Origin of the sequence: Vibrio sp. T3Y01 (genome assembly GCF_013114525.1) — a bacterium.
Classification (GTDB): Bacteria; Pseudomonadota; Gammaproteobacteria; order Enterobacterales; family Vibrionaceae; genus Vibrio; species Vibrio chagasii_B.
Genome location: NZ_VTXJ01000043.1, coordinates 1 through 6,225, shown reverse-complemented (window position 1 = coordinate 6,225; position 6,225 = coordinate 1). Strand labels below are relative to the sequence as shown.

Sequence of the window (6,225 nt, the reverse complement as noted above, 5' to 3'; positions counted from 1 at the left end):
GAACGTCGAGGGATTTTAAATCCCTTGTGTCTACCAATTCCACCACCAGGGCACGCAATTCTTTATTGCGATGCCGATTACTGAAAAGTAAAACACCATCTTAATGTCGAAATGAATCAACATTACAAAATTTGGAGCGATACATCGGGTTCGAACCGATGACCTCAACCTTGGCAAGGTTGCGCTCTACCAACTGAGCTAGTATCGCATTTTCATTCTTAGCATCTCTTAACTTATCAAATTAAGAGAAAGAATGGAGGCGCCTCCCGGAGTCGAACCGAGGTCCACGGATTTGCAATCCGCTGCATAGCCACTCTGCCAAGGCGCCTTTATAGTGATTTAAGAGAACAACTCTTTGTTCATCACTCTACTCAAAAGTAGAAGCAAGATAGATGGTGCCCCGGGCCGGACTTGAACCGGCACAGCGCGAACGCCGAGGGATTTTAAATCCCTTGTGTCTACCAATTCCACCACCAGGGCAACGCAATTATGCATGCCTATTACTGAAATAGAACACCATCGCTCAGCGACCTAAGCCGTGAGAACGAGATGTACTTTAACGGATGGAAAAAATTCGTCAACAATAAATTTTATCTTTTAATTCAGGTGATTAATTATCGAACTTTGACGGTTGAATTTACTACTGATTGCGCAAATGGCAAACACAATCTCCTCCTCCAAAGCCGGCTCAAAATCATTCATAATACATGGGAACGAGAAAACTCGAATAAAAATGCCAGTCGAAGGACTGGCTTTATCAGTAATTCTGGAAAGCACGAACCTAATTAATAATTTTCTTTCAAAAATTGATATGTCGGCTTTGGCACTATTGCTTCTATACTGCTGAAATCTCGGCTTGCTAAGAACTCCCTGACTTTAGAAGCACTGATCACATCACCGTTTGTTGATATACGTTCAATGATTTCAACTTCAATATCATATGCAGGGAGTAGCTCCTGCATTTTTTCATTGTATTGTTGGGTTATTTGACACTTTGGTTCATTTCCAAGAAATATCTTACTAATATTCAGCGCTTTAGCTATGTACTCACAAAAAAACCATGCTTCCATTGATGCATCAGCTTTAGCTTCAGAAGTTTCTTTATCGAAGTAATCTGGGTAAGTCAATTCAGTACAAATAAACTTCCCCCCTCGAATAACGGTGACGTTACCGATATGTTTAGTACTTTCAAAGACTAACTTAAATCGGTCTTCAAATTTAAAGAAAGATTTATCTTCTTCGATAACGAAAATGAACAACTTATCGACACTCCTTGCGGCGTGTTCGATTAAGTGTAAATGTCCCTTAGTAATTGGGTTACAATTAACCGCTACGCTGCCTATAACACCTTCATTATCTGTAGCATGTTGATCCAATAACTCTAAGTAAGATTTCATTTCACAAGATTCAAGCGCCTGCGCAGTATGTCTGAATAGGAAATACTTGAACTTTTCTAGAACACGCAACATCCTATTATCTAAGTCGAATTGAGGCGGTATAAGCTCACTTTTCAACACAGGTATTAACTTGTTTGTTACGATCTCTCCCATTACCTTATTCCCCTTGGGAGAGTAATGACAATGACGGGCATTTAAATCAATGAAAAAGTCGCCACCTCGGTCAACATCGTTAAGATCAATCGATAGTAAAGATGAATCGTCAACATTTTTGAATTCATCAAAGTTGAAAAAAACAATTACATCCCCCTCCTTGATCTCCGTTTGTACCAAATTATTCATTGCTAGAAGCAAATTCATCCCTAGTACGCCATGATTTTCAACTCTTACATTATCGGTTACTTTATTAATGTTTTTCTGAACCTGACTGACAATCGTATTTTTGTTGCTCATACCATACGAAAAAGTTGTTGATGCTCCGAAGAAAAGCACTCGGCGATCTGCCGTTTCTGGTTGACCAGTGGTTGCTCTAAACCCATTTTGTACTGATATAACTGAGGTATCATGATCAGATAACGATACTTTGGTCGCTCTTACAATAGGCAATACATCACTAAACAACTCATCAATTTTGTTTTGCTCATCTTCGCTATAGAGCGATTTGATGTAAGTCGGTGGACTATTCCTGCGACTCCAATCTCTTCGCTGCTTTAGATAGAGCTTTGTATTGTTAACAAGGTCCCTTTCCTCTTTAGACAGTTTAGTTAAATGCTGCCCTCCACTTTTAACATCAATAAGTACTGAAGAAGCTCCCTTGCTCGCAATGTACGATTTGATAAAAGCCACTTTATCAGAGTCGTTCACACTTGAATTTAGGATATCCAAACTCTTTACAAGATTAGTTCTTTCACTCGTGGAATCTAATGAAACTTCAAGCTCTTTTGATTTCTCTGAGTCACCATTCATTAAATATAAATTCAATAACATGAAACAAAATTCATGTTTTTTGAATTTGTAGACTAACTCTTCTATAAGACTAGTTGCTTTTTTATAGTCTTTTTTTTGTACATATAATTCTGCAAGCCTAAGGTTCTTAGACATCTTAATTTTTGAAGGTAGTATAGGAAGTAATCTATATAAGCTTTTTAATACCCCGTAAAACGTTAACTTATACGATTGACTTTTTGATAGCATGAATAGAACCTTTTTACATTATCTTTAGAACTTCGAAATTTCGAAGATGCTATCATATTAAATTTCCAATAATGTAAGGTTAAGTAAGACATTGTATTCATCTTAGTTACAAACTGCACTGTATAAAATAGATTAATTATTAGACAAGCCCCAAGTTGCTATTAATAAATATTAAACAATGTTACAAATTAATATTATATGGTTTATTTAGAACCGCATTAATACAAACTAAATGTCATTCCAGCATTTGTTAGCCCCCTTTAATCTCTGTTTCACAATCTAGGGCTATAGTCTTTAAAATACAGTCAAAACGATGAGTGCCCGTGAAACCACTAAAACGATACCAGTACGAGCGCTATGCCGTTCTTTGTAACCTCGCCTACCCTAGAGTTTTTAAGCAAACTCGCTATGGTTTCGATCCTAATGGACAGCGCGTCATAAAGAACCAGTTTGGTAAGACGATGATTCGGGTGCTTTGGAGTAGCGACAAAGATGAAGTGGTTGTGGTTATTAAAGGGTCACACAGTGTATCAGACTGGCTGCTTAACTTTGCTCTTTGGACAAGAAGCTGCAAAAGGATTGGACTCAACTATCGTGTTCACGCGGGGTTTTATCACCTGATGTTTCAAGAGAGCCAGCCGAGCCGCAACGAAGACAAGTTAGGTTTAAGCGTGATTGAGCGATTAGAATCGGTTCTTATACCGTTATTGGAACAAGGGAAAAGGATTGCGATTACTGGGCACTCCTCCGGCGGCGCCATTGGTTGTGTCTTTGCGGATTATTTTGACAAGAAATACCCTGGCTGCATTAAGCGAATCGTGACCTTTGGACAACCAGCAATTGGTGATTGGAGCTTTAAGAAGCGCTATCGCCTTCGCAAAAACACCTATCGTATATGTTGTGACATCGACATTGTGACCTTCATGCCGCCCGTACCTTTACTGTATTGGCATGTAGGAAAGGTACTTTGGCTATACAACGGCAGAATCTATGAAAACACCCCAACGTTTATTCGCCTTGGACGTTCTATTTTTAGCTGGTTGATTAGGCCTTTCTCTTACCACTTGATGAGTAAATACATACGTAATAAAGACTTCTTTGATCAGCATTGAAACTCGTATTTGCACCGCAAAGAAAGAGCACATACTGCTAGCAGTCTGTGCTCTGGTATTTACTAATCTATCTGTATTGCGCTTTGATTGTTAAAGCTTGAATCGAGACAGCTCTTGTTTCAAATCACTTGCTAAATTGCTGAGCTGATCCGCCTGAGACACAGCATCCGTCGCATCAAGTGCCATAACGTCACTCACTTCACGAACAGATTCAGTATTAGCATTAATTTCAGCAGTAACCAGTGACTGCTCTTCCGCAGCAGAAGCAATTTGAGTCGCCATATCACTGATCACTTGAATCGCTTCACGGATTTGAGCCAAGCTCTCTCCCGCCATATCAACATCATGCACACTTGTCTCTGCCATGTCGTGACTTTGAGTCATCACTTTAACCGCGCTATTTGTCGCCTGTTGCAAGCGCTTGATCTTATCTTCAATTTCTTCCGTTGAAGCATGAGTACGCTGTGACAATACTCGAACCTCATCAGCTACAACGGCAAAGCCACGACCTTGTTCACCAGCCCTCGCCGCTTCAATCGCAGCATTTAGTGCCAGTAGGTTAGTTTGTTCAGCGATCTCACGTATCGTCGCTAAGATAGACGCAATTTGTTGCCCATGCTCTTCTAGCTCGCTGATAATAGATACAGCGCTCGTCAGTTCAGTAGCAAGCTCATTGATTGATGATTGGCTTTTTGCCATCTGCTGGAAGCCTTGCTCGCTCAATTCAACCGAATGACTGGCGCTTTTCGCTGTATTGTCTGCGTTAGAAGCGATCTCAGCCGTCGCAGTCGCCATTTCAGTTACCGCAGTAGCTACCATTGTAATTTCATCTTGCTGTCGGCTGACGCTATCACTGCGCTTAAGGGCACTCTCATTGGCATGCTCAGCACCATTGTTCATTGCTGTGGATACTTGAGTAACGTTGGTCATCATTCCATGCAGTCGATCGACAAACACATTGAACTTATCGGCCAACTGACCAACTTCATCTTTGCTGGATACTTGAAGGCGTTGCGTTAAGTCACCTTCACCCTCTGCGATATCTGCGAGAGCTTCGCTCACTCGTCCTAGCTCCACCAACTGGCGAGCAACAAACCAAGACGTCGCTGCAGCCATCACAATCAAAACAATCAAGCCTGTAGTGATCTGACTGACCAACATGTCGAACAGAGGTTGTTCCAAGACATCTTTATCCATCTCAATCACAAGTAACCAATCTGTACCACTGATTGGCTCCGCCATGATCACTCGTTCGTGACCATCAACTTGGGTAAAGATCGTCGTTAGATTCTGCGCTGCACTGTTTAAACCAGCAACACTCAACTCCGGAGCGATGTCATTCACCTGTTTAAGAATAAAGTCTTCGTTTTGGTGAGCGACCACCGTACCTTGTTTGTCGATAAGGATCGCTCGACCATTTCCTGGAACCTGGATAGCTAATACGTCTTTAATCAGCTTGTCCAAGGCGAGGTTCGAAGCAACGACACCAATAATGGATCCGTTCTCGGTGACCGGATCGGTCAGTGTAACCACGAGCGCCTGCATCGTAACGCTTACATACGGCTTGGTTGTGACGGCTTTGTTTTGAGCTAACGTCTCTTTATACCAGCCACGAACTCTTGGGTCGTACCCTGCTTTATTGAGAGAAGGATCATGACGGAACATCTCCCCGTCTTTATTGCCGTAATAACTCAATCCAAAGCCACCAGATACAAGGGTTTGACGTAAGTGCGGGACAATATCTAATGAAGGGTTAAGTTGAACTTGTTGTTGAAGACCATGTACGGCTTGTTTCTTGTCGTAAAACCAATCACTGATCCCTTTTGCATGGGCATTCAGCGTGTTACGACTTTCACTCTCTATAGCCTGCCAGCTGTTACTTTGAAACGTCTTATAACCCATAAAAAGAAGAATTGCGGATGTAAAAGCAATCGCCAAAACTACAGAGAAAACCATTTTCCTCTTTAGACTAAATTGCATATTAAGAACCTCTTATAGAACAATTAAAGAAATATAAAGAGAAATCCTATCACCCATACTCATGTTTTTATTAGGGTTATCCCAAAAAACCATGAAACAAATTGAGCATTATGTTTAATTGTGACTTTGATTTATTTACTGGTTTATCAACGATAAAGATTATTTAGTCACAAACAAAAGCGAGTTGTAGAAAACAAAGTAAAAGTAAAAGCAGAGTGCTCAAACAGATAAGCAGATAAGCAGATAAGCAGATAAGCAGATAGAAAATAAGACGCCAGATACGAAAAAACCAGCCACTAAGACTGGTTTTTCTGAATGATGGAGGCGCCTCCCGGAGTCGAACCGAGGTCCACGGATTTGCAATCCGCTGCATAGCCACTCTGCCAAGGCGCCTTCAATAGTGTTTTAAGAGAACAACTCTGTTGAGCATCACCAAACAAGGTAACAATCAAATAGATGGTGCCCCGGGCCGGACTTGAACCGGCACAACGCGAACGTCGAGGGATTTTAAATCCCTTGTGTCTACCAATTCCACCACCAGG

3 protein-coding genes and 5 tRNA genes are annotated in these 6,225 nt (G+C 41.1%); 1 reads left to right on the top strand and 7 read right to left on the bottom strand.

The window, feature by feature from the left end; translation table 11 throughout:
- Positions 1–132: 132 nt before the first annotated feature.
- From F0232_RS24670 to F0232_RS24655, 4 genes are all read right to left on the bottom strand, one after another.
- Positions 133–208, bottom strand: a tRNA-Gly gene (locus F0232_RS24670).
- A 46-nt stretch (positions 209–254) separates the two neighbouring features.
- Positions 255–328: transfer RNA gene (locus F0232_RS24665), tRNA-Cys, on the bottom strand.
- Positions 329–393: 65 nt separating this feature from the next.
- Positions 394–480: transfer RNA gene (locus F0232_RS24660), tRNA-Leu, on the bottom strand.
- Between the two features lie 305 nt (positions 481–785).
- Positions 786–2,498 carry a citrate lyase ligase gene (locus F0232_RS24655; protein ID WP_239937224.1) on the bottom strand — a complete coding sequence of 571 codons (1,713 nt, stop codon included), beginning with the start codon at positions 2,496–2,498 and terminating at the stop codon, positions 786–788.
- Positions 2,499–2,914: 416 nt separating this feature from the next.
- On the opposite strand from F0232_RS24655, the gene F0232_RS24650 reads away from it, so the two are divergent.
- Positions 2,915–3,703: a lipase gene (locus F0232_RS24650; protein ID WP_105058242.1), complete on the top strand. Its 789-nt coding sequence runs from the start codon at positions 2,915–2,917 to the stop codon at positions 3,701–3,703.
- A 90-nt stretch (positions 3,704–3,793) separates the two neighbouring features.
- Here the strand turns inward: F0232_RS24650 and F0232_RS24645 are convergent, their stop codons facing one another.
- The 3 genes from F0232_RS24645 to F0232_RS24635 all read right to left on the bottom strand — a co-directional run bounded on the left by F0232_RS24645 (position 3,794) and on the right by F0232_RS24635 (position 6,221).
- Positions 3,794–5,659, bottom strand: coding sequence for a methyl-accepting chemotaxis protein (locus F0232_RS24645; RefSeq protein WP_061030878.1), 1,866 nt, complete (start codon positions 5,657–5,659; stop codon positions 3,794–3,796).
- A 343-nt stretch (positions 5,660–6,002) separates the two neighbouring features.
- Positions 6,003–6,076 (bottom strand) — tRNA-Cys (locus F0232_RS24640).
- A 64-nt stretch (positions 6,077–6,140) separates the two neighbouring features.
- A tRNA-Leu gene (locus F0232_RS24635) sits at positions 6,141–6,221 on the bottom strand.
- Between the last annotated feature and the right edge of the window lie 4 nt (positions 6,222–6,225).